General features: G+C 69.3%; 21 protein-coding genes and 1 tRNA gene. 10 read left to right on the plus strand and 12 right to left on the minus strand.

All coding sequences use genetic code 11. The annotated features are described in order from the left end of the window. Together MKL09_RS28235 and ade are read right to left on the minus strand one after the other, a co-directional pair. On the minus strand, positions 1 to 426 hold the full coding sequence (locus tag MKL09_RS28235) for an organic hydroperoxide resistance protein (RefSeq protein ID WP_244025284.1): 426 nt from the start codon (positions 424 to 426) through the stop codon (positions 1 to 3). A 90-nt stretch (positions 427 to 516) separates the two neighbouring features. Next, positions 517 to 2,238 carry an adenine deaminase gene (gene ade, locus MKL09_RS28240; RefSeq protein WP_244025285.1) on the minus strand — a complete coding sequence of 574 codons (1,722 nt, stop codon included), beginning with the start codon at positions 2,236 to 2,238 and terminating at the stop codon, positions 517 to 519. 147 nt (positions 2,239 to 2,385) lie between these two features. On the opposite strand from ade, the gene ilvD reads away from it, so the two are divergent. Beyond that, positions 2,386 to 4,215, plus strand: coding sequence for a dihydroxy-acid dehydratase (gene ilvD, locus MKL09_RS28245; RefSeq protein ID WP_244025286.1), 1,830 nt, complete (start codon positions 2,386 to 2,388; stop codon positions 4,213 to 4,215). 251 nt (positions 4,216 to 4,466) lie between these two features. Here ilvD and MKL09_RS28250 read toward each other — a convergent pair whose 3' ends face one another. Genes MKL09_RS28250 through MKL09_RS28260 form a run of 3 tightly spaced genes read right to left on the minus strand, consistent with a single transcriptional unit; the run spans position 4,467 to position 7,199 of the window. Then, complete coding sequence (locus tag MKL09_RS28250; RefSeq protein WP_244025287.1) at positions 4,467 to 5,150, minus strand: GDSL-type esterase/lipase family protein; 684 nt, start codon at positions 5,148 to 5,150, stop codon at positions 4,467 to 4,469. 3 nt (positions 5,151 to 5,153) lie between these two features. After that, positions 5,154 to 6,185, minus strand: coding sequence for an SGNH/GDSL hydrolase family protein (locus MKL09_RS28255; protein WP_244025288.1), 1,032 nt, complete (start codon positions 6,183 to 6,185; stop codon positions 5,154 to 5,156). A 42-nt stretch (positions 6,186 to 6,227) separates the two neighbouring features. After that, positions 6,228 to 7,199, minus strand: coding sequence for a GDP-L-fucose synthase family protein (locus tag MKL09_RS28260; protein WP_244025475.1), 972 nt, complete (start codon positions 7,197 to 7,199; stop codon positions 6,228 to 6,230). A gap of 273 nt (positions 7,200 to 7,472) precedes the next feature. Here MKL09_RS28260 and MKL09_RS28265 point away from each other — a divergent pair, with 273 nt between their 5' ends. The 4 genes from MKL09_RS28265 (at position 7,473) to MKL09_RS32145 (ending at position 11,779) form a co-directional block, all read left to right on the plus strand. Continuing rightward, complete coding sequence (locus MKL09_RS28265) at positions 7,473 to 8,984, plus strand: hypothetical protein (RefSeq protein ID WP_244025289.1); 1,512 nt, start codon at positions 7,473 to 7,475, stop codon at positions 8,982 to 8,984. A gap of 76 nt (positions 8,985 to 9,060) precedes the next feature. Further along, complete coding sequence (locus tag MKL09_RS28270; protein WP_244025290.1) at positions 9,061 to 10,584, plus strand: phytoene desaturase; 1,524 nt, start codon at positions 9,061 to 9,063, stop codon at positions 10,582 to 10,584. After that, positions 10,565 to 11,635: a phytoene/squalene synthase family protein gene (locus tag MKL09_RS28275; RefSeq protein WP_244025291.1), complete on the plus strand. Its 1,071-nt coding sequence runs from the start codon at positions 10,565 to 10,567 to the stop codon at positions 11,633 to 11,635. The genes MKL09_RS28270 and MKL09_RS28275 overlap by 20 nt, the downstream gene beginning before the upstream one ends. Before the next feature lie 9 nt (positions 11,636 to 11,644). After that, complete coding sequence (locus tag MKL09_RS32145; protein WP_279606187.1) at positions 11,645 to 11,779, plus strand: hypothetical protein; 135 nt, start codon at positions 11,645 to 11,647, stop codon at positions 11,777 to 11,779. A 187-nt stretch (positions 11,780 to 11,966) separates the two neighbouring features. On the opposite strand, the gene hemC is transcribed toward MKL09_RS32145, so the two are convergent. Then, on the minus strand, positions 11,967 to 12,890 hold the full coding sequence (gene hemC, locus MKL09_RS28280) for a hydroxymethylbilane synthase (protein ID WP_244025292.1): 924 nt from the start codon (positions 12,888 to 12,890) through the stop codon (positions 11,967 to 11,969). Between the two features lie 184 nt (positions 12,891 to 13,074). Between hemC and MKL09_RS28285 the strand changes: the two genes are divergently transcribed. The 3 genes from MKL09_RS28285 to MKL09_RS28295 all read left to right on the plus strand — a co-directional run bounded on the left by MKL09_RS28285 (position 13,075) and on the right by MKL09_RS28295 (position 15,184). After that, positions 13,075 to 13,992: a metallophosphoesterase gene (locus MKL09_RS28285; protein ID WP_244025293.1), complete on the plus strand. Its 918-nt coding sequence runs from the start codon at positions 13,075 to 13,077 to the stop codon at positions 13,990 to 13,992. Between the two features lie 102 nt (positions 13,993 to 14,094). Then, the gene (locus tag MKL09_RS28290; protein ID WP_244025294.1) at positions 14,095 to 14,649 is read left to right on the plus strand and encodes a TerB family tellurite resistance protein; all 555 of its coding nucleotides are present in this window, start codon (positions 14,095 to 14,097) and stop codon (positions 14,647 to 14,649) included. A gap of 73 nt (positions 14,650 to 14,722) precedes the next feature. Beyond that, a complete protein-coding gene (locus tag MKL09_RS28295; RefSeq protein ID WP_244025295.1) occupies positions 14,723 to 15,184 on the plus strand; it encodes an ABC transporter ATPase in 462 nt (153 codons plus the stop codon). Positions 15,185 to 15,191: 7 nt separating this feature from the next. Here MKL09_RS28295 and MKL09_RS28300 read toward each other — a convergent pair whose 3' ends face one another. Together MKL09_RS28300 and MKL09_RS28305 are read right to left on the minus strand one after the other, a co-directional pair. Continuing rightward, positions 15,192 to 16,724 (minus strand): acyl-CoA carboxylase subunit beta, encoded by a 1,533-nt coding sequence (locus MKL09_RS28300; protein ID WP_244025296.1) that lies wholly within the window; start codon positions 16,722 to 16,724, stop codon positions 15,192 to 15,194. 160 nt (positions 16,725 to 16,884) lie between these two features. Next, a tRNA-Val gene (locus MKL09_RS28305) sits at positions 16,885 to 16,959 on the minus strand. A gap of 162 nt (positions 16,960 to 17,121) precedes the next feature. Here MKL09_RS28305 and MKL09_RS28310 point away from each other — a divergent pair. Together MKL09_RS28310 and MKL09_RS28315 are read left to right on the plus strand one after the other, a co-directional pair. Continuing rightward, entirely contained in the window at positions 17,122 to 17,463 is a 342-nt protein-coding gene (locus MKL09_RS28310; protein ID WP_244025297.1) for a SelT/SelW/SelH family protein, read from the plus strand. Between the two features lie 82 nt (positions 17,464 to 17,545). Further along, on the plus strand, positions 17,546 to 19,735 hold the full coding sequence (locus tag MKL09_RS28315) for a sensor histidine kinase (RefSeq protein WP_409567006.1): 2,190 nt from the start codon (positions 17,546 to 17,548) through the stop codon (positions 19,733 to 19,735). Positions 19,736 to 19,766: 31 nt separating this feature from the next. On the opposite strand, the gene MKL09_RS28320 is transcribed toward MKL09_RS28315, so the two are convergent. The 4 genes from MKL09_RS28320 to MKL09_RS28335 all read right to left on the minus strand — a co-directional run bounded on the left by MKL09_RS28320 (position 19,767) and on the right by MKL09_RS28335 (position 24,528). Further along, entirely contained in the window at positions 19,767 to 20,009 is a 243-nt protein-coding gene (locus tag MKL09_RS28320) for a hypothetical protein (protein WP_244025299.1), read from the minus strand. Positions 20,010 to 20,427: 418 nt separating this feature from the next. Beyond that, on the minus strand, positions 20,428 to 21,573 hold the full coding sequence (locus MKL09_RS28325) for an ABC transporter permease (protein WP_409567002.1): 1,146 nt from the start codon (positions 21,571 to 21,573) through the stop codon (positions 20,428 to 20,430). 22 nt (positions 21,574 to 21,595) lie between these two features. Continuing rightward, entirely contained in the window at positions 21,596 to 22,612 is a 1,017-nt protein-coding gene (locus MKL09_RS28330; RefSeq protein ID WP_244025300.1) for an ABC transporter permease, read from the minus strand. Continuing rightward, entirely contained in the window at positions 22,609 to 24,528 is a 1,920-nt protein-coding gene (locus MKL09_RS28335; RefSeq protein ID WP_244025301.1) for an ABC transporter substrate-binding protein, read from the minus strand. Before MKL09_RS28335 ends, MKL09_RS28330 begins: the two co-directional genes overlap by 4 nt. Positions 24,529 to 24,640 lie beyond the last annotated feature (112 nt).

The following is a 24,640-nucleotide window of genomic DNA, read 5'->3' on the forward strand; positions in this document are numbered from 1 at the left end:
TCAGGCGAGCGTCAGGCCGACATCGACGTTGCCGCGGGTGGCGTTGGAGTACGGGCAAACCTGGTGGGCGGCGTCCACGAGCTTCTGCGCATCGGCGCGGTCGAGGCCCGGCAGGCTGATCGTGAGGTCTGCGGTGATGCCGAAGCCGCCCTCGGAGCGCGGGCCGATGCCGACATTGGCGGTAACGCTGGTCTCGGCCGGGACCTTGAGCTGCAGCGAGGGGGCGACCGCCTTCATGGCGCCCAAGAAGCAGGCCGAGTAGCCGGAGGCGAAGAGCTGCTCGGGGTTCGCGCCCGGGCCGCCGGCGCCGCCGAGTTCCTTGGGGGTCGCGAGCTTCACCTCGAAGCTGCCGTCGGCCGTCTTGGCAGCGCCGTCGCGGCCCCCGGTGGCGGTCGCGGTGGTGCGGTACTTCACGTCTACGGACATGGTGCGATCTCCGGTTACAGGAAGAGAGTCGGCATCTAGGGCCGTCACCCCCTCTGTGTAGCCCCGATATAGATTGCGCGCAATCGATTTTCAAGGGTCGATGAGCGCGAAGCGGTCGACATCCACCAGACCCTTGTCGGTGATCTTGAGGTGCGGGATCACCGGCAGCGGCAGGAACGCCACCTGCAGGAACGGCTCCGGCAGGACGACGCCGAGGCCCCGCGCCGCGGCCCGCAGGCTCACGAGCGACGCGCGGATCGAATCGAACGGCATCAGGCTCATCAGCCCGGCGACCGGCAGGGCGATCTCGGCCAGCACCCGGCCGCCCTCGACCACGACGAAGCCGCCCTCGATCTCGCCGAGCCGGTTCACCGCCACGGCCATGTCGGCGTCGTTGGCGCCGACCACGGTGACGTTGTGGCTGTCATGCCCGACCGAGGAGGCGATGGCGCCGCGCTTCAGCCCGAACCCTTTCACGAAGGCGACGCCGATGCCCCGTTCCCCCGGCGGCGTCTTGCCGTGACGCTCGACCACCGCGACCTTGATCACGTCCTGATCGAGGTCGATCCGGCGCTCGCCGTTGACATAGGGCAGCGACAGGTCGTGCCGGAGGGTGATGATCTTGCCCGGCATCACACCGATCACCGGCGTCGACGGCCCGGAACCCGGGGCCGCGAAATCGGCCGCCGTCACCCGCCGCGCCCGCACACTGCCCCGGCCGATCGGCTGGATGGCGGGCCGGTTCGCGAACAACGCATCCTCCACCGGCCGCCCGGCGCTGAACACCTGCGCGACGCGACACTCCAAAAGATCGTCGAGCACGACGAGGTCGGCGCGCTGGCCCGGCGCCACGAGGCCGCGGTCGTGCAGCCCGAAGGCGCGGGCTGCCGACCATGACGCCGCCCGGTAGGCCGCCAGCGGCGGCGCGCCCAGCGCGATGGCGGTGCGGATGACGTAATCGAGATGCCCCTCCTCGGCGATGTCGAGGGGGTTCCGGTCGTCGGTGCAGAAGGCCAGGAACGGCGCCGTGCGCTCGGTCAGGATCGGCGCCAGGGCGTGCAAATCCTTGGAGACCGAGCCCTCGCGGATCAGCACGGTCATGCCCTTCGAGAGCTTTTCCAGCGCCTCCTCGGGCGTGGTCGCCTCGTGCTCGGTGCGGATGCCGGCGGCGATGTAGCCGTTGAGCGCGGCGCCGCGCAGCAGCGGCGCGTGGCCGTCGATATGCCGGCTCTGGAACGCCGCGAGCTTTTCCAAAGCGCCCGGGTCGCCGGCGAGCACGCCCGGAAAGTTCATGAACTCGGCGAGCCCGATCACCTTCGGATGGCCGGCGAAGGCCAGCAGGTCCGCCGCGCCGATCCGCGCCCCCGAAGTCTCGAGGTGGTCGGTGGCCGGCACGCAGGAGGAGAGCTGGACCCGCAGGTCCATCGCCAGGGTCTCGGACGAGGCCAGGAACCACGCGAAGGCCTCGGTGCCGAGCACGTTCGCCATCTCGTGCGGATCGCAGATGCCGGTGGTGACGCCGTGGGGCAGGACGCAGCGCTCGAATTCCTGCGGCGGCATCAGAGAGGATTCGACGTGGAAATGCGTGTCGATGAAGCCCGGCACGACGACCTTGCCGGACACGTCCACCTCGCGCCGGCCGCGATAGAGGCCGAAGGTCCCGACGATCCGGTCGCCGCAGATGGCGATGTCGGAGGCGACGAGGTCGCCGGTGACGAGGTCGAGGAAGCGCCCGCCCTTGAGCACGAGGTCGGCCTCGGTCCGGCCCTGGCCCTGGTCGATGGCCCGCCGCAGGAAATCCACTCGGTCCATCGCGCGACTCAGCCCCCGTTCGATCCCGGTATTTGCCAGGAGCATGCCACGGTCGCACCCGCTCCGGCGACGCTTGCAGCGGCGCGGCGGCGGGCGCAGAAGCCCCTACCTTTGAAAGATTCGCTTCTGAACCGATTGAACCGCGCGATGCCTGCCTATCGTTCCCGCACCACCACCCATGGCCGCAACATGGCCGGCGCCCGCGGCCTCTGGCGCGCCACCGGCATGAAGGACGGCGATTTCGGCAAGCCGATCATCGCGGTGGTGAACTCGTTCACGCAGTTCGTGCCCGGCCACGTCCACCTGAAGGATCTCGGCCAGCTGGTGGCGCGGGAGATCGAGAAGGCCGGCGGCGTCGCCAAGGAGTTCAACACCATCGCGGTCGATGACGGCATCGCGATGGGCCATGACGGCATGCTGTACTCGCTGCCCTCCCGGGAGCTGATCGCCGATTCCGTCGAGTACATGGTCAACGCGCACTGCGCCGACGCGATGGTGTGCATCTCGAATTGCGACAAGATCACCCCCGGCATGCTGATGGCGTGCCTGCGGCTCAACATCCCGACCGTGTTCGTTTCGGGCGGCCCGATGGAGGCCGGCAAGGTCCAGCTGCCCGGCATCGCCAAGAAGGTCGATCTGGTCGATGCCATGATCGCGGCTGCCGACGACCGGATCTCGGATGCCGATGTCGAGGTGATCGAGCGGTCGGCCTGCCCGACCTGCGGCTCGTGCTCGGGCATGTTCACCGCGAACTCGATGAACTGCCTGACCGAGGCGTTGGGGCTGGCGCTGCCGGGCAACGGCTCGGTACTGGCGACCCATGCCGACCGCAAGCGCCTGTTCGTCGAGGCCGGTCACCTGATCGTCGACCTCGCCCGCCGCCATTACGAGCAGGACGACGCCAGCGTGCTGCCGCGCGCCGTGGCGAGTTTTTCCGCGTTCGAGAACGCCATGACGCTCGACATCGCCATGGGCGGCTCGACCAACACGGTGCTGCACCTGCTGGCCGCCGCCCACGAGGGCGAGGTGCCGTTCACCATGGCCGATATCGACCGGCTGTCCCGGCGGGTGCCGGTCCTGTGCAAGGTCGCCCCGGCGGTGGCCAACGTCCACATGGAGGACGTCCACCGGGCCGGCGGGATCATGGCCATCCTGGGCGAGCTCGACCGGGCCGGGCTGATCGACACCGAGACCGGCAACGTCGCCGCCGGCACCCTGGGCGCGGCGCTCGCACGCTGGGACGTGCGCGGTGAGCCCGCCGCCTCGGTCCAGAACTTCTACCGCGCTGCGCCGGGCGGCGTGCCGACCCAGGTGGCGTTCAGCCAGGAATCCCGCTTCGAAGACCTCGACCTCGACCGGAAAGGCGGCGTGATCCGCGAGGCCGCCCACGCCTATTCGCAGGATGGCGGCCTGGCCGTGCTCTACGGCAACCTCGCCGAGCAGGGCTGCATCGTGAAGACCGCGGGCGTCGACGCCTCGATCCTGACCTTCGAGGGGCGCGCCCGGGTGTTCGAGAGCCAGGACGGCGCGGTGGACGGCATCCTCAACGGCAAGGTCACGGCCGGCGATGTGGTGCTGATCCGCTACGAGGGTCCGCGCGGCGGCCCCGGCATGCAGGAGATGCTCTATCCCACGAGCTACCTGAAATCGAAGGGCCTCGGCAAAGCCTGCGCGCTGGTCACCGACGGGCGCTTCTCCGGCGGCTCCTCCGGCCTGTCGATCGGCCACGTCTCCCCGGAGGCGGCCGAGGGCGGCCTGATCGGCCTCGTGCGCGACGGCGACACCATCGCCATCGACATCCCGGCTCGCTCCATCCACCTCGCGGTTGATCCTGCCGAGCTGGAGCGCCGCCGCACCGAGCAGGAGGCTGCCGGCTGGCAGCCGGCGAGCCCGCGCAAGCGCAAGGTCAGCGCGGCGCTCCGCGCCTACGCGATGCTGACCACCAGCGCAGCGCATGGGGCGGTGCGGCGGGTGTGATTTTCCTGTTTGGCCGGGTAATCCTGCACGCAATGGCCGTCATATAAAACGCACCGTCATTCCGGGGCGCCGGAGGCGAGCCCGGACCCGAAGGGGCCGCAGGAGGCGGCAATTCAGATCCGCCGCCGGCCCAGGACCTCGAACTGTCGGCGGCTTTGGATCCCAGGCTCCGCTCTGCGGCCCCGGGATGACGGGTTGGATGTTCACGCGTCGAGATAAGGCTGCGGCTTATCGCCGAGCCAACTGTCTCGTCAGCGCAGAACCAGCATGAGGACCAAGCCGGCGATAAAGACCGTAACCGCGGCGGCAAGCACCGCACGCCACCGTCTGCCGAATGTCCGCCCCGTCGCACCGCCGGACGCCTGAAGCGTATCCCCCGCCGGCATCCGTCCCAAAGCCGACAGCATCAGCGGCTCGATCGCCTGGTATCCGGCCGGGCTGAGATGCAGGCCGTCGGTGGTGTAGGCCCTGCGCAGCGCCCCGAATTCGTCCGCCAGCACGGCATGGTAATCGATGAAAGTCGCGCCGTGCTCGTGGGCATGCTCGCGCAGCCAGGCGTTCACGGCGGCGATCATCGCTGGGGCGTCCGGAACCGCCGGGTTCCAGGGGATCCGGGCGGCGGGCAGGATCGAGCCGACCCAGGCCGTCACGCCCAGCGCCCGGGCCTCGTCGAGCATGCCGGCCAGCGTCCGGGCGATGTCCTCGGCCGGGACGAAAAACCCCTCGTTGCGCCCGATATCGTTGACGCCGCACAGGAGGTGGACGCCCTGCGCGCCGGTCTCCTCCAGGTCGCGGCGGAACCGCATGGTGATCCAGCGCGCCGTCTGGCCGGACCCGCCCCGCGGGATCAGGTCGTGGGCCGCGAAGGTGGCTTGCCGGTGGAACCCCCAGGCCTCGGTGATCGAGTCCCCGATGAAGACGATCGGCGTGACCACGCGCTATCCCTCAGCTGGGAGGCCGAGCACGTCCGCGACCTCCGCGGCCAGCCTGTCGGCCATCACCTGCCGGCCCTCCGAGGTGACGTGCACGATGTCGGTGAACAGCAAGCGCGTGTCGGCCTCGAAGAGTCGGCTCAAATCCCGGGCCGTGAACGGACCCTTTGTCAGGCCGTCGGCGTCGAGCCGGCCGAGCACCTGCTCGATCCGCGTGTATTGCCGGTCGAGATAGGCCAGGAACTCGCCGGAGGCGGCGCTGTGCTCGTCGCCGACCCGCTCGGTCTTGCGCACGATCGCCGGCTGCAGGAGGAACCGCACCGGCGCGCCGATGCCGCCGGAGAGGCGGGCGAGGCGCTTCAGCGCCAGCTCGAACTGGCGCACCACCTCCCATTCCCAGATATCCGACTGCCAGTTCGTCAGCGCCCGGAGGTTGTCGAGCCGCCCGAAGATCAGCGCCTGGAGGCTGTCATAGGACAGATCCTCGGCGTCCTCGTTCGTCTTCGTCGTGTTGAAGAAGTAGTCGTACAGGGTTTCCTGTGCGAAGTGGTTGTACGGATAGCCGGCGCGCGGGTCGAAGCTCCAGGGCTGGAAGATGTCCGTGGCACCGCCCAGCACGAAGATCACGTCGGGCTGAAGGTCCATCAGCCGGGTTGTGATCAGCGCGATCATCTGGTTCAGGCAGGCCGAGGTCGCACCGAAATTGTAGACGCGCGCGCCTTCGCCGTAGCGACGCTTCAACCCGGTTTCCAGGCGCCCAGGGATCGTGTCGGCGAAGACCTGGCCGTCGACCAGCGTGCTGTCGCCGACCACGAAGACGCGCAGGGTCTCGGCGGCGGGGCGCCCCTCCGGGTGGGCGTCGTTCCGGTAGCCGAGGGCGTCGTAGCGCCAACCCTGTCCCGGCGCCGGGGCCAGCGGCTTGCCGGCGAACTGCGTGTAGGGGGCCGGAAAGCGGATATTCGAATCGAAGGTGTGGAAATCGCGCAGGAACTTGCGCCGTCGCGCCTGCTCGGCATCGTCAGGGGCCCGCGGGGCCATGCTGGTTCTCCTGCCCGGTCGGATGGGGTGCGGTGGACGTTCTCAGCCGCGCAAGGTGGCGTGGTTTTCCAGGAACCATCCATAGGTCTGGCTCAGCCCCTGCTCCAGGCCGATCTCTGGCTGCCAGCCCATCGCTCTGAGCCGCGAGACGTCCATCAGCTTGCGCGGCGTGCCGTCGGGCTTCGTCGCGTCGAAGTCCAGCCGCCCCTCGTAGCCGATCACCCGGGCGAGCGCCTCGGCCAACTCGCGGATCGTGCAATCCTCGCCGGTGCCGACATTGATGTGCGACAGGTCCGGACGGGTGTTGGCCGCGTAGACCGCATCGTCCAGCTCCATCACGAACACGCTGGCGCGCGCCATGTCGTCGACATGCAGGAACTCGCGCATCGCCCGGCCGGTGCCCCAGACCGTGACGGCGAGGCTTCCCGCCTGCTTGGCCTCGTGCAGGCGCCGCATCAGCGCCGGCAGGACGTGGGCGTTCTGCGGGTGGAAGTTGTCGTTCGGCCCGTACAGGTTGGTCGGCATCACGCTGCGGTAGCGCCGCCCGTATTGCCGGTTGTAGCTCTCGCACATCTTGATCCCGGCGATCTTGGCGACCGCGTAGGGCTCGTTGGTCGGCTCCAGCAGCCCGGTCAGCAGCGCGTCCTCGCGCATCGGCTGCTCCGCGTGCTTCGGGTAGATGCAAGAGGATCCCAGGAACAGCAGCCGGTCGACATCGGCCACGTGCGCGGCGTGGATCAGGTTCGCCTGGATCAGCAGGTTCTCGTGGATGAACTCGGCCGGATAGGCATTGTTGGCGTGGATGCCGCCGACTTTCGCGGCGGCCAGGTAGACCATGTCGATTCGGTTCGCGGCGAAGAACGAACGGACCGCGGCCTGGTCGAGCAGATCGAGCGCCCGACGGTCTGCTGTCAGGATCCGCCCGTAGCCCAGTTCGCGCAACCGGCGCACGATCGCCGATCCCACCATCCCGCGGTGCCCCGCTACGAAGATGGTCCTGTCCCGCCCGCCCATCACGCGTCCATTCTCTCCGGCCATCGCTCGCGTGGCCCAGATGCCCCCGGTTCGGGCGGATATCGCTGCGGAAAGGCGGGTTTTCTGAGGCGATCGGAACCCACGCCATGCTGAAGCGGGTGATGTCGCGTACGGCGCGAAATAGCGATTACAAATACAACTGAAAGTTGGTGTTAAGCATTCTACCAGAAGGTGTGCCTGTACCCGCCTAGCGCCCTCCGGAATTCAGGACCGGGCCGGGATCTGCAGGGCCGCGCAGCAATGGAGTCTTAGATGCGTAACTCGACCGACGTCCCGGCGCGCCCGCGGACATCGAATGCCGTCCTGCGCCGGTCGGCCGGCCGTATCGGACCGTTGCTCGCCGGCACGCTGCTCGCCATCCCGGTCGTCGCGCCGGCGCAGGCACAGCTTCTGCGTGGAACCCTCGATACAACCTCCGGCGGTATTCTGGGAACCGGGCTCACGGTCGGCACCACCAGCCCGGGCAGCGGCCTGTTGGGGACCGGCCTCAATGTCGGCACCACCAGCGGCGGCCTTCTGGGCACCGGCGTGACCGCCGGCACCACCAACCCCGGCACGGGCATCCTCGGCACGGGCCTCAATGTCGGCACCACCAGCGGCGGCGTGCTCGGGACCGGCCTGCTCATCGGCACCACCGGTCCGGGTGACGGCCTGCTCGGGACCGGTCTGACCCTCGGCACCGCGGGCGGAACCGGCGGGACGGGGGGCGGCACTGGGGGCGGCGGCACTGGAGGCGGCGGAACTGGTGGCGGCGGCACAGGCGGCGGCACCGGTGGCGGCGGGGGCACCGGCCAGGGCCTCTACATCGTGACCGGCAACGTGACTCAGTCCCAGGGCCAGACCTTCGTCGCCGACCTGCGGCTCTCCACGCTCTCCAGCGCCACCGGCGTCGCGGCCAACAACACCAGCGGCCAGGCAGCTCCGATCGCCACGGGCGGCGACGCGCTCGCGGTCGGCTACGGGTCGAGCGCGGCCGGCAGCGCCTCCACGGCCGTCGGCACCGGGGCCAGCGCGGCCAATACCGGCAGTGTCGCGCTCGGCTATGCGGCGAGCGCCCTAGGGGTGGGCAGCACGGCGGTGGGCACGGCCTCGGCGGCTTCGGGAGACGGCAGCACCGCCCTCGGCTTCGTCGCCGGTGCAACCGGGACGGGATCCACGGCGATCGGCGCGGCGGCCTCGGCGGCCGGCAACAACAGCGTGGCGCTCGGCAACGGCGCCGCCGCCAACCAGGCCAACACGATCGCCATCGGCGCCAACGTCAAGACGACCCAGGCCAATCAGGTGGCGATCGGCAACGCCGCCAACACCTACACGTTCGCCGGCATCGCCTCCCAGGCGAGCGCCGCGGCCCAGAGCGGCGCGACGAATTTCGTGACCACCGACGCCGCCGGCAATCTCGCCGCCTCGGCCTACGGACCCTCGACCATCGCCGGCCTCGGCAACCGGATCGATTCGGTCCAGTCCCAGGTCAACAACCTGGAGGCCAAGACCGACACGATGCAGCGCTACGCGGTCCAGACCCGCAAGGAAGCCCGCCAGGGCGTCGCCATGGCGATCGCGATGGCGACCGCGCCGATGCCGTCGGCTCCCGGCAAGACCACCTGGGCCACCAACGGCGCGACCTATCGCGGCGAATGGGCCGGCGGCATCGCGGTAGCGCACCGGCTGCCGACCTGCTGCGTGCCGATCGCCATCACGGCCGGCGTCGCCTATGCCGGCGACAGCAATGTCGGCGTCCGCGCCGGCTTGGCCGGTGAGTTCTGAGGGCAACCTGCGTCAGCGAGGCCGGACCCGCGTTTCGGCCTTGCGTATGAAAAAATCCCCGGCATAGTGTCAAGTTATGTTGACACTCGCGGTCGAGCAGGCGGAGCGGCAGACGACGGATCGGCGACCGCACGCGGTCGTCGTCGGCTCTGGCTTCGGCGGCTTGGCCGCTGCCGTCCGGCTCGGGGCGCGGGGCTACCGCGTCACCGTGCTGGAGCGGCTGGAGCAGGCGGGCGGGCGTGCCCGGGTCCATCGGCAGGACGGCTTCACCTTCGATGCCGGGCCGACCATCGTCACGGCGCCGCAGCTGTTCGAGGAGCTGTGGCAGCTCGCCGGCCGCCGGCTCTCCGACGACGTGGCCTTGGTGTCGATCGATCCGTTCTACCGGATCCGCTTCGCCGACGGCGAAACCTTCGAGTACAGCGGAGATCCCGAGCGGATGCGTGCCGAGGTGGCGCGCTTCGCCCCCGGCGATGTCGCCGGCTACGACCGCTTCATGGACCACAGCCGCGCCGTCTGCCGGATCGGCTTCGAGCAACTCGGCCATGTCCCGTTCGGCAGCGTCGGCGCGATGCTGAAGATCGCCCCGGACCTGCTGCGCCTCTCGGGTCACCGCTCGGTCCACGCCGTGGTGGCGCGCTTCATCCGCGACGAGCGGCTGCGCACGGTGTTCAGCTTCCACCCGCTGCTGATCGGCGGCAACCCGTTTCGGGCGAGCGCGATCTACTGCCTGATCGCCGATCTGGAGCGTCGCTGGGGCGTCCATTTTGCCATGGGCGGCACAGGCAAGCTGGTCGACGGGCTGGTCCGGCTGATCCGGAGCCAGAACGGCCGGGTCCGGCTCGGCGTCGATGTCGCCCGCATCCGCGTCGAGGACGGGACCGCCACCGGCGTCGAGCTCGCGAGCGGCGAGACGATCGCGGCCGACCTCGTGGTCTCGAACGCCGATTCGGCGGTGACGCATGCCCGGCTGCTGCCGAAGCCCCGGCGCTGGAGTCCCGGGCGGCTGCGGCGCGCGCGCTCCTCCATGGGCCTGTTCGTCTGGTACTTCGGTACGAAGCGGCGCTATCCGGACATCGCCCACCACATGATCCTGCTCGGGCCGCGCTATCGCGGGCTGCTCGCCGACATCTTCGACAAGAAGGTTCTGGCCGAGGATGCGAGCCTTTACCTGCATCGGCCGACAGCCACCGACCCGAGCCTCGCGCCCCCGGGCTGCGACGCCTTCTACGTGCTGGCCCCGGTGCCGAACCTGGCCGGCGGTCAGGATTGGCGGGCGCTCGCCGAGCCGTATCGGCGCCGGATCGCCGAGATGCTGGAATCGAGCGTGCTGCCCGGCCTGTCGGAGGCCATCGTCACCTCGAAGGTGACGACGCCCCAGGAATTCCAGGACGATTTCCAGAGCTACCGGGGATCGGGCTTCGGCCTGGAACCGGTCCTGACCCAATCCGCGTGGTTCCGCCCGCACAACCGGTCGAGCGACGTGCGCAACCTGTACCTCGTGGGAGCCGGCACGCATCCCGGGGCCGGTCTGCCCGGCGTGCTCTCCTCCGCCCGTATCCTCGATCTGGTGGTTCCGGATGCCCGTGTTTCCGCCTGAATTCGCCGCGGCCGCCGACCGCACCGCCTGCCGGCTGGCGATCCGCGCCGGCTCGAAGAGTTTTTTCGCCGCCGGAAAGCTGCTGCCCGGGGAGGTGCGCGAAGCGGCCTACGGCCTCTACGCCTTCTGCCGCCTCTCGGACGATCTGGTCGACGAGGCCGAGAACCCATCCGACCGGCGCGACGCGGTGGCCCGGCTCGGCACCCGAGTGGCGCTGGCCTATGCCGGCACGCCCGCCGACGCGCCCGCAGACCGGGCCTTCTCGGAGATCGTCGGCACCTACGCGATCCCCGAAGCGCTGCCCTACGCCCTGATCGAGGGTTTTTGCTGGGACGCGGAGGGACGGCTTTACGCCGACCTAGACGCGCTGCACGCCTACGCGGCTCGGGTGGCCGGCTCGGTCGGAGCCATGATGGCGCTGATCATGGGCGCGCGCTCCCCCGATGCGCTCGCCCGCGCCTGCGATCTCGGCGCCGCGATGCAGCTCACCAACATCGCCCGCGATGTCGGCGAGGATGCCAGGATGGGCCGGCTCTACCTGCCGCTCGACTGGATGGCCGAAGCCGGGCTCGACCCGGAGGCGTTCCTGGCCGATCCGCAGCCGAGCCCGGCGCTGGCCGGCGTGGTCGCCCGGCTGCTCGCCGAGGCCGAGGGGCTGTACCGGCGGGCCGAAGCCGGGATCGCGGCCCTGCCGTCCCCCTGCCGCCCGGCGATCCGGGCGGCTGCGCTGATCTATGCGGAGATCGGCCGCGTGGTGGCGGGGCAGGGATACGATTCCGTCAGCAGCCGCGCCCGGGTCGGGACCGCCCGGAAGCTCGCTTTGATCGCCCGCGCCCTGCGCACCGATCCGGCCGCGCCCGGCCTCGCGGCGCCGGCCCTGCCGGAAGTTGCGTTCCTGATCGACGCGGTGATGCGTCAACCGCCCTTGCCCGACCGACGGCTTTCCGTGTTGCGCCCCTGGTGGGACGTCGGCGGCCGGGTCGTGCACGTGCTGGAACTGATCGAGCGGATGCGCGAGCGCGAGGCCTTCGGCCCCTCCGCGCCGTCGTGAGGCTCTCCTGTGAGCGACAGCCTGTTCGCGGCTTTCGATATCGGGCTGGTCTTCGCCCTGGCCTTCGGATTGGGGATCTGGCAGCTCATCGCCGTCCGCCGCAGCATTCGCCGTGACCGCGCACGGGGTGACGATCGAGAATGAGCGCCTTGCTGGATCGGCCGATCTCAATCTCCCCCTCATCCTGAGGTGCCCGCGTCAGCGGGCCTCGAAGGAGCCCTCCAGAAAGCGCGGCGATCCCTGGAGGGCTCCTTCGAGGCCTTCGCTGCGCTTCGGCGCCTCAGGATGAGGGGGGAGATTGGGAGTGCCGTTGCTGCGCTGAAGGCGCCGTCTATTGCAGGTGGCGCGCGTAGGTTTCCCCCGCGGCCTCCTTCAGCACGGCGCCGGCCTCGCGGCCGATCCGCTCCGCATCCGCCACCGAGCCCTGCCGGGAGACGGACCAGTGCCGGCTGCCATCGGGCAGGAACAGCAGGCCGTCGAGCTTGAGGATGTCGCCGTCGATCTGCGCCAGGGCGGCGATCGGCGTCCGGCAGGAGCCGTCGAGCTCGGCGAGCAGCGCGCGCTCGGCCGCGATCGCCGTGGTGGTGCGGGCGCAGGCGATCGGCGCCAGCAGATCGCGGACCGCCGCGTCGTCGGCCCGGCACTCGATCCCGAGCGCGCCCTGCGCCACCGCGGGCAGCATCTCGTCCACCGACAGGATGCTGCGCGCCATGTCCTGCAGGCCGAGGCGCTCCAGCCCGGCGAGCGCCAGCAGGGTCGCGTCGCATTCGCCGGATTCCAGTTTGCGCATCCGGGTGTTGGCGTTGCCGCGCAGGGGCACGACCTTCAGGTCCGGCCGGGTCATCAGCACCTGCGCGCCCCGCCGCAGAGAGGAGGTGCCGACCCGTGCGCCTTGCGGAAGGCCTGCCAGCCCGTCCGCGTGCGGGGACAGGAACGCGTCGCGCGGGTCGTCGCGCTCCAGGATGCAGGCGATCACCAGGCCGTCCGGCAGCCAGGTCTCCACGTCCTTCATGGAATGGACCGCGACATCCACTTCGTTGGCGAACAATGCCTGCTCAAGTTCCTTGGTGAACAGGCCCTTGCCGCCGATCTCCGAGAGCGGGCGGTCGAGGATCTTGTCGGCCACCGTGGTGACCACCACCAGCTCGGTCGCGAGCCCCGGATTGGCCGCCACGATCTTGTCACGCACCATCCCGGTCTGGGCGAGGGCCATCGGGCTGCCGCGGGTGCCGATGCGCAGGGGGCGGTTCAACATTGGGGTCCGGACGTTTCTTGCGGCGTTATCCGCCCGTTATAGCCTGCCCGTCACCGCAGGCCATCGCCGGATGCGGGATTCAGGCTTCCTGAAGCGTCTTCGTGTCAGGCTGGGCACCGCCCCGGTTTCGCCGGACTGCGCGCTTAGCGGCACGCGTATCAATGCGAGAGCCTTTGGACACCCCATGCTGATCGTGCCGAGCCGACGGCAGTTCCTGACCGGACTTGGGGCCGGTGCCGGCCTCGTGGCTGCCACGGGGGTCTACGCCGTCGATGTCGAGCCGCTGCACCGGCTGGTGGTGACCAACTACGCGCCGGTCCTGCCGCGCTGGGACCCGGCCCTGCGCCTGCGCGTGGCGGTGCTGGCGGATTTCCACATCTGCGAACCGTACATGCCGTTCGACCGGGTGGCCGAGATCATCGACGCCACCAATGCATTGAAGCCCGACCTCGTGCTGATGCTCGGCGATTACCCGGCCGGCAAGATCGCCTGGCGCAAGCTGCCGCTCGAACAATTCGCCCGGATGGTCGAGGGCCTGAAGGCGCCGCTCGGCACCCACGCGATCCTGGGCAACCACGATTGGTGGGACGATCACGCCGTTCAGCGGTCCCGGCGCGGCTCGCCGGCGGTCAAGCGCCTGCTTGAGGCGCGGGGCATCCCCGTGATGGAGAACGAGGCGGTCCGGCTGGTGAAGGACGGGCGGCCGTTCTGGCTCGCCGGCCTCGCCGACCAGCAGCCCTACTTCAACAGCTTCGATGTCGGCCTCGACGACCTGCCCGCTACCCTCGGCACGATCACCGACGACGCGCCGGTGATCCTGATGGCGCACGAGCCCGACATCTTCGCCGACGTGCCCGACCGGGTCTCGCTGACGCTCGCCGGCCATACCCATGGTGGTCAGATCCGGCTGTTCGGCCACTCGCCCGCGATCCGGCGAGTGCGCGGCCACGATTACGCCTACGGCCACGTCATCCAGGACGGACGCCATCTGATCGTGTCCGGCGGCTTCGGCATGAGCCGGATCCCGGTGCGCTTCGGCGTGCCGCCGGAGATCGTTCTGCTGGAGCTCGGGACGGGCAGCGCGAGCGCCACCGCCGCCTGAACCCGGCAATCGTACCGAGCCTGCCGCGACCGCCTGCGTCAAATTGACCCCGCTTTCGTGGCGTGGTGCTATCGCGGTGTCGAATCGTAAGGTGAGGCGACGGTGCCGATCCTGATCGTCGTCGACGGCATCCTGGCCGCCATTATCTTCTGGATCATCCGGGCCCACCGCACGGTCCAGCACCTCAACGCAATCGACCAAGACACCAAGGGTCTTCAGCGGCAGGCGAAATCCGTCCTGGAGGATGTCTTCGGCACGTCCCTCGAGCGTGTGCGCGACGTGCGGTTGGCCGCGATCATCCTGATGCTCCAGCTCGTGCGGACCGGGAGCCCGGTCACCGCCACCGAGAAGACGCGCATCCTAGAATTCATGGAGTCGCCCCTCGGGATCACGTCGATATCCGCGATGTTCGAGCGCGCCTGGCGCTACACGCAGGCACGCCTGCCGTTCTCGCAGGTGGCCGACCCATTGATTCCCCTGCTGCGTCGGCAACTCAATGCTGCCGAGCGCGCCGAATTGATCGACATGCTGACCAAGGTGGCCGGCGCCCATTCGGCACCGAGCGAATTGCAACGTGAAGCGATCGGCCGCCTCAAGCGACGGCTGCTTACGCAAGACCCGAACGGTGTCACGGATCGCCGCCGCGGGTTCGGCTGATAGGCGGCAGCGGCGTATCGCGCCCGAACGCCGCGCCCCTCGCGGGTTTCGGGCGTCGCGCTATGTTCAAACGATGCGTGCACTTCTCCCGGTCATCACCCTAGCCGTCCTCGCAGCCGGCCCAGGTTCCGCCTGCGCGCAATCCTGCGAGACACTCATCGACAAGGTCACGGCGGAGACGGCTGCGACGGCCACGGAGCGGCGCAGCGATTACGCCAGCTTCACCGCCGGCCCCGACATGACCCTGTCGCTGGCCTGCGGCAGCCCGAACCTGTCCTCGGTCGGCGCGCAGTATCGCGGCGCGAACCCGCCGGACGCGTATTACGAGACCTTCGGCCGGGCCGGTCACGCGGTCACCGGCATCGACGCCACGACCATCACGGAGGCCGGGCGCAAGGCCCAGGCCGCCGCCGTGCGGCTGCGCCACAGCAACGTCGATCTCGGCGGCGCCCGGATCACCTGCTCGGCGATGGTCTCGCCCGACAAGGGGCCGCTGACGCTGTGCGCGGTGATCGAGCACAGCGACCGCAGCTGATTCCCGCTCAGAGCGGGATGTTGTCGTGTTTCTTCCAGGGCTGCTCCATCTCCTTGGTGCGGAGCATGCCCAGCGCCCGGGCGATCCGCCGGCGGGTCGAGTGCGGCATGATCACCTCGTCGATGTAGCCGCGCTCGGCCGCAACGAACGGTGACAGGAAGCGGTCCTCGTACTCGCCGGTGCGCGCCGCGATCTTGTCCGGGTCGCCGAGTTCGCTGCGGAAGATGATCTCCACCGCACCCTTGGCGCCCATCACGGCGATCTGCGCGGTGGGCCAGGCGTAGTTCAGGTCGGCGCCGACGTGCTTCGAGGCCATCACGTCGTAGGCGCCGCCGAAGGCCTTGCGGGTGATGATCGTCACCAGCGGCACCGTCGCCTGCGAATAGGCGAACAGCAGCTTGGCGCCGTGCTTGATCAGGCCGCCATATTCCTGCGCGGTGCCCGGCAGGAAGCCCGGCACGTCCACGAAGGTGACGATCGGGATCGCGAAGGCGTCGCAGAAGCGCACGAACCGCGCCGCCTTGCGCGAGGCATCCGAATCCAGCACCCCGGCCAGAACCATCGGCTGGTTGGCGACGAACCCGACGGTGCGGCCCTCGATCCGGCCGAAACCGGTCATGATGTTGCGCGCGTAGGCCGCTTGAATTTCAAAAAAGTCGCCCTCATCGACGATGCGGCGGATCAGCTCGCCCATGTCGTAGGGCTTATTCGGGTTGTCGGGGATCAGGGTGTCCAGCGACATGTCGAGCCGGTCGACATCGTCGAAGCTCTCGATCTCCGGCACGCCCTCGATGTTGTTGGCCGGCAGGAAGTCGAGCAGGCGGCGGATCTGCAGGATCGCCTCGACGTCGTTCTCGAACGAGCCGTCGGCGATGGAGGACTTGGTGGTGTGGACCTTGGCGCCGCCGAGTTCTTCTGCCGTCACCACCTCGTTGGTCACGGTCTTCACCACGTCCGGGCCGGTGACGAACATGTAGCTCGTATCGCGGACCATGAAGATGAAGTCGGTCATGGCCGGCGAGTAGACGTCGCCGCCGGCGCAAGGCCCCATGATCACCGAGATCTGCGGGATGACGCCCGAGGCCATGACGTTGCGGCGGAACACCTCGCCGTAGCCGCCGAGCGCCGCGACGCCCTCCTGGATGCGCGCGCCGCCGGCATCGAAGATGCCGATGATCGGGGCGCGCATCTTCAGCGCCATGTCCTGGACCTTCACGATCTTCTGAGCGTGGGCCTCCGACAGGGAGCCGCCGAACACCGTGAAGTCCTTCGAGAACAGGAACACCGTGCGGCCGTTGATCGTGCCCCAGCCGGTGACCACGCCGTCGCCGGGGATCTTCTGCTTCTCCATGCCGAAATCGGTGGAGCGGTGCTGCACGAACATGTCGAATTCCTCGAACGACCCGTGGTCGAGGAGGAGTTCGATCCGCTCGCGCGCCGTGAGTTTGCCGCGCTTGTGTTGGGCCTCGACGCGCGTCTCGCCGCCGCCCAGGCGAGCCTGCGCGCGCCGTTCCGCGAGCTTGTCGAGGATGTCCTTCATGGCTGTTCCCGCCCTTACCCTGCTCGTGCCGCCGGAGCCCGGTTGATGCCGGGTCGAAGCTTGTGCGTTCACCGATGAAGCGGCCTTAGCACGGGCGTTTCGGGTGGCAAACCGACGCAAGTGTCCGACAGGTCGGACCTTCGGGGGGGAGGGAGGAGAATGGTGGACGGTGCAGGGATCGAACCTGCGACCTTTCCCGTGTGAAGGGAACGCACTACCGCTGTGCTAACCGTCCGTGCCGCCGCGGGGCCGAACCCCAGGGGCGGAACCAACGCGGTCGAACACGCCTGGAGCAGGCGGCGACCGGATGCCGGGCCTTCTAGGGCGCGCCGACCCGAAACGTCAAGCGCCCTGCGTTGAGGTTGACAAGCAAGGCGCCGCAATGCGCTGTGCCCGCATGCACGAGAAGCAAGCGGGCGACCGGCCCGACAGCGACGTGACGGGGGAGGGCGAGGGGCGCGCGGCAGGTCCGCGTGTCGCGATCACCTACTGCACCCAGTGCAACTGGCTGCTGCGCTCGGCCTGGATGGCGCAGGAGCTGCTCTCGACCTTCCGGGACGACCTCGGCGAGGTCGCCCTGGTGCCCGCCACCGGCGGCGCGTTCCGGATCGAGATCGCGGGCGTGCTGCTGTGGGAACGGGTCCGCGACGGCGGGTTTCCGGACGTGAAGGCCCTCAAGCAGCGGGTGCGCGACCACCTCGACCCGGGGCGCGATCTCGGCCATATCGACCGGACATGACACGAGGGAACGGCGAGGAGCCCGCGGGGCACCGCGTGCCGGGGACGGGCGCCGCTTGAGCCCGGAGCAGGAGGCCGAGGGCGTGAACCTCCCGGCGGTCCTTCCCGCGCGCCGGTCATGGCTGTCGCGCCGGCTTCACCGGTTCGGCCATAACGGCTTCTCGACTCAGGTCTACCTGATCGCCCTGGTGATCGCGCTGATCGGCCCGGGACTGCTGTTCACAAGTATTTTACTGATGCGCTACGCCTCGGCCGAGCGCGCCCGCTTCGAGCAGGACGCTCGCGAGAACGTGCGCGGCATCGGTCTGTCGCTCGACCGCGACACCGCCGGCCTCGTCTCGGTGCTGCAGACGCTCGCGACCTCGCCGCGCATCCGCCAGGGCGACTTCGAGGCCTTCGACGCGCAGGCGCGCCTGGTGCGCGAATCGATCGATCTCGACGTGCTGCTGCGGCGGCCCAACGGGCAGGAGGTCGTGAATACCGGCGTGCCGCGCGCCGCGCCGCTGCCGATGATGCCGCTGCCGTTCGATCCGGACCTGACGCAGGGCATGCAGCGCGCGATGGTCAGCGGCTACATCCCCGGCCCGACCCCGGCCGAAGCCACCTACGCGGTCGGCGTGCCGGTGATGGTCGACGGCGAAGTCGGCTACATCCTGAGCTTCAGCGTGCCGCTGTCCCGGCTCCAGGGCATCCTGTCCCGCGAGGTGGTGCCCGGCTGGACCACCGGCATCTCGGACCGCTCGGGAATCGTCCTCGCCCGCCTGCCGGATCCGGATCCGGTGGTCGGCAAGCCCCGGCTCGCGAGCCTGCGCCAGGTCCAGACGGCGACGCCGGGCGTGTGGGAGGGGCAGGACCGCCAGCACAAACCCGTGGTGGTGATCGAGGCGCGCTCGCGGCTCACCGGCTGGATGGTCGCCACCAGCATCCCGCAGGCTCTGGTCGATGCGCGGGTGCGCCGGTGGGTCTGGGCGTTCGCCGGCTTCGGCCTGCTGGTGCTGGCGACCTCGTCGGTGCTGGCGGTCAACCTGTGGTCCCGGGTCTCGCGCCCGCTCCGGCTGCTGGCGGCCTCCGGCCCGGCGCTCTCGCGCGGCGAGGCGATCCCCCGGGTGCCGTCGCCGGTCCACGAGATCCAGCGGCTCGGCGCGGTGCTGTCGGACGCTTCCCTGCGGCTGCGCACCCGCGAGGCCGAGCGCGACCGGGCGCTGGCCGACACCCGCCGCGGCCTTACGGCGCTCAGCGAGAGCGAGGCCCGGTTCCGCCACATGGCCGATTCGGCGCCCGCGCTGATCTGGATGACCGACGAGACCGGCGCGGTCAGCTTCGCGAACCTCCATTTCGAGCACATGTTCGGGATCGCCGCGGCGGACCTCACGGTCGAGGGCTGGGAGCGGATCGTCTACCCCGATGATCTCGAGAGCTTCCGTGGGGCGTTCACCGAAGCCTTCGAGGTGCGGGCACCGTTCCGCACCGAGGTCCGGGTGGTCGACCGCGCCGGGACCGTGCGCTGGCTCCGCTGCGAAGGCGTACCGCGCCTCGACGACGACCAGAACTTCCTCGGCTATACCGGCTGCAACATCGACATCACCGACGCGAAGTTCGCCGAGGAGCATCTGCTGCTCCTGATCCACGAGCTCAACCACCGGGTGAAGAACACGCTGGCCACGGTGCAGTCGATCGCCGGCCAGTCCCTGCGCAACCTCGACGGTCCGGAGGCCGACGCCGCCCGCGCGGCGTTCGAGGCGCGGCTTCTGGCGCTCGCCCGGGTCCACGACGTGCTCACCCGCGAGAGCTGGGAAGGCGCCGAACTGTCGGCCGTGGTGGCGGACGCGATCCGGCCGCTCGAATCCGGCGACGGCCATGCCTCGCGCTTTGCGGTGATCGGGCCGGCCCTGCGCCTGCCGCCGCGGCTCGCCCTGTCGATCGCCATGGCGCTGCACGAACTCGGCACCAACGCGGTGAAGTACGGCGCGCTCTCGGTCGAGGGCGGCACGGTCGAGATCTCCTGGACGGTGCGGCGCGAGGACGAGATCCGCCTGTACCTGCGCTGGGCCGAGCGCGGGGGGCCGCCGGTGAAGAAGCCGACCCGCACCGGCTTCGGTTCGCGCCTGATCGAGCGCAGCCTCGCCCGGGAACTGGCCGGCGAGGTCGCGTTGACCTACGAGGAAACCGGCGTGATCTGCACGATCGACGCGCCGGTCCCGCCGCCCGGTCTGCTGGAGCGCAAGAGTGCCGTCGCGCCGGCCCGGATCGCGCCGCTGCCGTTGGCGGGGTAAGGCGGAATCCCGGATGGGGACCGGTCGTCGATCAGTGCCGATCGAAGCGGCGGGCGCTCAGCGCGTCCCGCTGCGCGTTGACGTAGGCATTCCGCTCGCGCCACGCCCGCTCGCCATCGCGCTGGGCCTGCTGTCGGGCAAGCTCGACCTGCTGCCGCTGGCTGGACGCGATGTCCTTCAGGACGTTGAGTTCGCGTTCCCTCTGGAAATCCTGCGCGAGAGCTGGAGCAGCTGTTGAAATGAATATCAAGGTAATGAAGGCTGCTATACGCATAAATGATCCTCCTAAAATATGCCGAACTGCGTCAAAATTCGATTATTAATGCCTTCATCTACAAACGCCACGGATACTCTCAGTGGGTCAGATTGGTTTTAAGACTATGCAAATGAACGTGCTCTGAGCGGACGGCGATGGTCAAGTTCAGCCTTTCGCGATGGCGTCCGTCGTATTTCAGATTCTAGCTTGTTGGTCCGGAATAATCAGGACGACAATTCGGGTCGGAGTACGGAATGGGTTCGGTCAATCCTATTCTCCACCTCATCCTGAGGTGCTTGCGCGTAGCGCAAGCCTCGAAGGAGCCCTCCAGATATCACTGAGATCCCTGGAGGGCTCCTTCGAGGCCCGCTGGCGCGGGCACCTCAGGATGAGGGGGTGGATGGAATCCGCGTTCCAGACCCAATCCACGGCCTCCTCAATGATACGGGTCCGCCGCGTCCCGGAGCCCGTCGCCCATGAAGTTGAAGGCGAGCACCGTCACCAGCACCGGCAGCACCGGCAGCAGCAGCCAGGGATAGAGCTGCACCGCCGCCAGATTCTGCGCCTCGTTGAGCAGCACGCCCCAGCTGGTCACCGGCGGGCGCAGGCCCAGGCCGAGGAAGGAGAGCGCGGTCTCGCCGAGGATCATGGTCGGGATCGACAGGGTCGCCGAGGCGATGAGGTGGCTCATGAAGTTGGGGATCAGGTGGCGACCGATTACCCGGGCCGGCGAGGCGCCCATCAGCTCGGCGGCCTGGACGAAATCCTCTTCCCGCAGCGCCAGCAGCTTGCCGCGCACCGCCCGGGCGAGGCCCGGCCAGTCGAGCAGGCCGAGGATCACGGTGATGCCGAGGAAGACCAGCAGCGGGCTCCAGTTGGCCGGCAAGGCTGCCGACAGGGCGAGCCAGAGCGGCAGCTCGGGCAGGGAGCGCACCACCTCGATCAGGCGCTGCACCCCGGCATCGACAATCCCGCCGAAATAGCCGGCAATCCCGCCGAACAGCATGCCCAGGGTGAACGAGATCGCCACGCCGACCAGACCGATGGTGAGGGAGATCCGCGCCCCGTAGATCATGCGGGAGAACAGGTCGCGCCCGAGCCGGTCGGTGCCGAGCAGGAACAGGGTGCCATTCTTCGGCGGGCAGACGAGGTGCAGCTCGGTGTGGATCAGCCCGAGCCAGTCGTAGCCGTCGCCGCGGCACAGGAAACGCAGGGGCTGCGGCAGGCCGGCATCGACCACGTAGTCGCGCCGGAAGGTGTCGAGGTCGAGATGGGCCCGGTTGGGATAGACGAACGGCCCGAGGAAGCGCCCGTCGTGGAACAGGTGCACGCCCTGCGGTGGCGCATGCAGGAAGTCGCCGTTGCGCCGCGCCTGGCCGTAGGGCGCCAGCATCTCCACGAACGGCACCGTGGCGTAGAGCGCCAGCAGGATCAGCGCCGAGGCCACGGCGATCCGGTGGCGCAGGAATTTTCGGAGAATCAGCCGCCAGGCCGAGGCACTGCCGGCGGGCTTCTCGTCCAGCGCCTGCGGCTCGAACGGCGCCGGATCGACGAAGTGGCCTCGGGCCGTCTCTGGCATCATGGGAACCGTCACCGCGCGCCCATTACCGTGCGCCCATGCGGATGCGCGGATCGAGCCAGACCAAGATCAGGTCGGAGATCAGCATGCCGACCAGCGTGAGGCCTGCGACGAACATCAGGATGAACCCGGCCATGAACTGATCCTGGCTGCGCAGGGCGTCGAGCAGCAGCGGCCCCACGGTCGGCAGGCTCAGCACCAGCGAGACCAGCACCGAGCCCGAGACCAGGTGCGGCAGCAGGTTGCCGATATCGGCCACGAACGGGTTGAGCGACATCCGGAACGGGTATTTCAGGAGCGCCCGCATCGGCGGCAGCCCCTTGGCGCGGGCGGTGACCGTGTAGGGCTTGGCCAGCTCGTCGAGGAGGTTCGCCCGCATTCGGCGGATCATCGCAGCAGTGCCGCCGAGCCCGATCACCAGGGTCGGCACCACGAGATGTGCCAGCAGCGAGCGGATCTTGGGCCAGTCCCAGGGCTGGTTGGTGAGCGCCGAATCGTAGAGGCCGCCGATCGACAGGTCGAACCAGCGGTTGGCGTAGAACAGCAGGATCAGCGCCAGCAGGAAGCCGGGCACCGCCAAGCCGACATAGCCCAGCAAGGTCACCACCGCGTCGCCGAATGTGTGCCGGTGGGTGGCGGAGTAGATCGCCGCCGGGATCGCCACCACGTGGACGAACACCACAGCGGTCAGGTTGATCAGCAAGGTCAGCCACAAGGCGTCGCCGACGACGTCGGCCACCGGCTTGTCGTACTCGAACGACCAGCCCCAGTCGCCCTGGAGCAGCCCCGAGACCCCGACCGGGCCGGGCATCAGCCCGACCCACATCAGGTATTGCTGCCAGACCGGCCGGTCGAGGCCGTACTGGCGGATAAGCAACACGGCCTTGGCCACGGAACCGGCCTCGCCGCTAGCGCGCAGTTCCATAATCCGGTTGGTGAGATAATCGCCCGGCGGCAGCTTGATGATGAAGAACACCAGCGCCGAGATGACGAGCAGCGTCAGCGCCATGGTGACGACGCGGCGGAGAACCTGAACGATCACCTTGCCTCCGCGTGGGTATCGGCGGCGTTGTCCCAGAACACCTCGTCGAGGCGCTGCACGCCGATGAGCGCGGTGGGATCCCAGGAATACAGGGCGCGCTTGGGCAGGTTGGCGAGGCGGTCGGCGCCGACCACGGGCTGGAGCGCGCCCGCCACCGTGCCGATCACCCAGGTGTTCTGCGCGTGGTTCATCAGCATCGCGCGCCAGATCGCGGCCTGCCGCTCGGCGTCGTCGGTGTGGCGCCATTCCCGGTCGAGGTCGAGGAGATGCTGCACCTCCAGGATGTCGCAGGCCTCGCCGGACTTGCCGCGGCTCTCGACGTTGGCGCTCCAGAGCGGCCAGGCGTAGTGCTCGGGCTGGGCGGGGCTCAGCTCGGTCGGCGGCATGATCGCGGTCGGCACCGCGAGGTCGAGGCCTTGCGCGGCGACCATCACGGTCATCCCGCCGATCGAGCGGCGGTGCAGGTTGGTCCGCTCCTGCGGCTTGGTGACGAGGCGGATCCCGACCTCGCGCCAGAACTCCGTGATGAGCAGCAGCGCGTCGAGAACCATCTCGGCCTCGCCGTCGCTGTCGACCACCAGCTCCATGGCGCGGCCGTCCGGCATCAGGCGGATGCCGGAGCCGTCGCGGCGGGTCAACCCGATGGCGTCGAGCAGGCGCGAGGCCTCGGCCGGGTCGTAGCCGGCGTTAAGCGTGCGCAACTCCGGCGAGAACAGCGGGCTGTCGGACACGATCGTGTCGTTGCCCTCGGTGCCCAGCCCGAACAGCAGGGTGTTGTTGAGCGTGCGCCGGTCGATGGCGAGCGACAGGGCGCGGCGGTAGCGCACGTCCCGGTTGAGAGCCCGCCAGCCGGCATCCTGGGTGGTCAGGTTCGGGTAGAGGGCGATCTCGGAACCGCGGGCCACCGGCCACAGATTGGTGCGGTAGCGATGGGCCTTCTCGCCCTCCTTGAGGCTCGGGATGTCGGGCATCGACAGGCCGCGGAACATCAGGTCGGCCTCGCCGGCATTGGTCTTGGCGACCAGCAAGCCTTGAGACGCCACATCCATCACGATCGTGTCGACGTAGGGCAGCTGGGTCCCGGCGGTGTCGACCCGGTGGTAGCTGTGGTTGCGCTCGAACCGGAACCGCGTCGCCGGCGAGCGGGTGCGCGGCACCCAGCCCTGCAGGGTCGGGCAGTCCGGGTTGTTCAATTCGTAATTGTCGTCGAGCCGGTTGTGCAGGGCCGCCCAGCCGCGCAGTTTCAGCGCCTTGGCCTTCGCGTCGGCGGCCTCCTTGCCGAGATAGCGGGCATGGACGGTCTTGAGGTAGTGCGCCGGCCGGTAGATCAGCGGGTCGCGGGGCGCGGCGAGCGCCGGCAGAAACATCGGGTTCGGCCGGTCCCAGCTGTAGCGGATCGTCACCGCATCAGGAAATTCCACGCGTGGTGGCTTGCCCTCGATCAAGAAAAAGGCCGGCGGTCCTTCGGGGCTCAGGGCCTTCTCGTTGGCGACATCCTCCCAGTAATAGCGAAAATCCTCGCTGGTGAACGGATGCCCATCCGACCAGCGGTGGCCCTGGCGCAGGGTGAAGGTGAAGACCCCGCCGGCGACATCGATGCGCTCGAGCAGGTCCGGCCGCAGGTTCAAGTCGGCATCGTAACCGACCAGCCGCGTGTAGCCGTAGACCGAGAGGTAGCGGACGTCCCGGGCCTTGGCGATCAGCGTCCGGATCGTCCCGCCGGCGGTGCCGGTGCGGCGGCCGCGGGCGGCGAGGTCGATCACGAAGGGTTTTTCGGGCGGGGCGGGGGCGTCGGCCGGCGGCGTGTCGGCCAGCGCGTTGCGCGGGCGGACGAGCAGGGCGGCGGCGCCGAGGCCGGCGATCAGCGCGCGGCGGGAGACGCCGCTCCGGCCCCCATCCTTTCCTTGGTCGAACAACGGCTCGTGCGAGTCGCGACCTACCCCCTCTTCCGTGCGGGAGAGGGTTGGGGTGAGGGACCAGGTCTTTCCGGAGATGTCGTATCCCTCACCCTGTCCCTCTCCCGCACGG

The organism is Methylobacterium sp. J-048 (assembly GCF_022829515.1).
GTDB lineage: Bacteria > Pseudomonadota > Alphaproteobacteria > Rhizobiales > Beijerinckiaceae > Methylobacterium.

Coding starts and splice junctions, on each gene's coding strand:
- MKL09_RS28235 (WP_244025284.1), bottom strand. CDS start 426: ATGTCCGTAGACGTGAAGTACCGCACCACCGCGACCGCCACCGGGGGC.
- ade (WP_244025285.1), bottom strand. CDS start 2,238: ATGGACCGAGTGGATTTCCTGCGGCGGGCCATCGACCAGGGCCAGGGC.
- ilvD (WP_244025286.1), top strand. CDS start 2,386: ATGCCTGCCTATCGTTCCCGCACCACCACCCATGGCCGCAACATGGCC.
- MKL09_RS28255 (WP_244025288.1), bottom strand. CDS start 6,185: ATGGCCCCGCGGGCCCCTGACGATGCCGAGCAGGCGCGACGGCGCAAG.
- MKL09_RS28260 (WP_244025475.1), bottom strand. CDS start 7,199: ATGGGCGGGCGGGACAGGACCATCTTCGTAGCGGGGCACCGCGGGATG.
- MKL09_RS28265 (WP_244025289.1), top strand. CDS start 7,473: ATGCGTAACTCGACCGACGTCCCGGCGCGCCCGCGGACATCGAATGCC.
- MKL09_RS28270 (WP_244025290.1), top strand. CDS start 9,061: ATGTTGACACTCGCGGTCGAGCAGGCGGAGCGGCAGACGACGGATCGG.
- MKL09_RS28275 (WP_244025291.1), top strand. CDS start 10,565: ATGCCCGTGTTTCCGCCTGAATTCGCCGCGGCCGCCGACCGCACCGCC.
- hemC (WP_244025292.1), bottom strand. CDS start 12,890: ATGTTGAACCGCCCCCTGCGCATCGGCACCCGCGGCAGCCCGATGGCC.
- MKL09_RS28285 (WP_244025293.1), top strand. CDS start 13,075: ATGCTGATCGTGCCGAGCCGACGGCAGTTCCTGACCGGACTTGGGGCC.
- MKL09_RS28295 (WP_244025295.1), top strand. CDS start 14,723: ATGCGTGCACTTCTCCCGGTCATCACCCTAGCCGTCCTCGCAGCCGGC.
- MKL09_RS28300 (WP_244025296.1), bottom strand. CDS start 16,724: ATGAAGGACATCCTCGACAAGCTCGCGGAACGGCGCGCGCAGGCTCGC.
- MKL09_RS28310 (WP_244025297.1), top strand. CDS start 17,122: ATGCACGAGAAGCAAGCGGGCGACCGGCCCGACAGCGACGTGACGGGG.
- MKL09_RS28320 (WP_244025299.1), bottom strand. CDS start 20,009: ATGCGTATAGCAGCCTTCATTACCTTGATATTCATTTCAACAGCTGCT.
- MKL09_RS28325 (WP_409567002.1), bottom strand. CDS start 21,573: ATGATGCCAGAGACGGCCCGAGGCCACTTCGTCGATCCGGCGCCGTTC.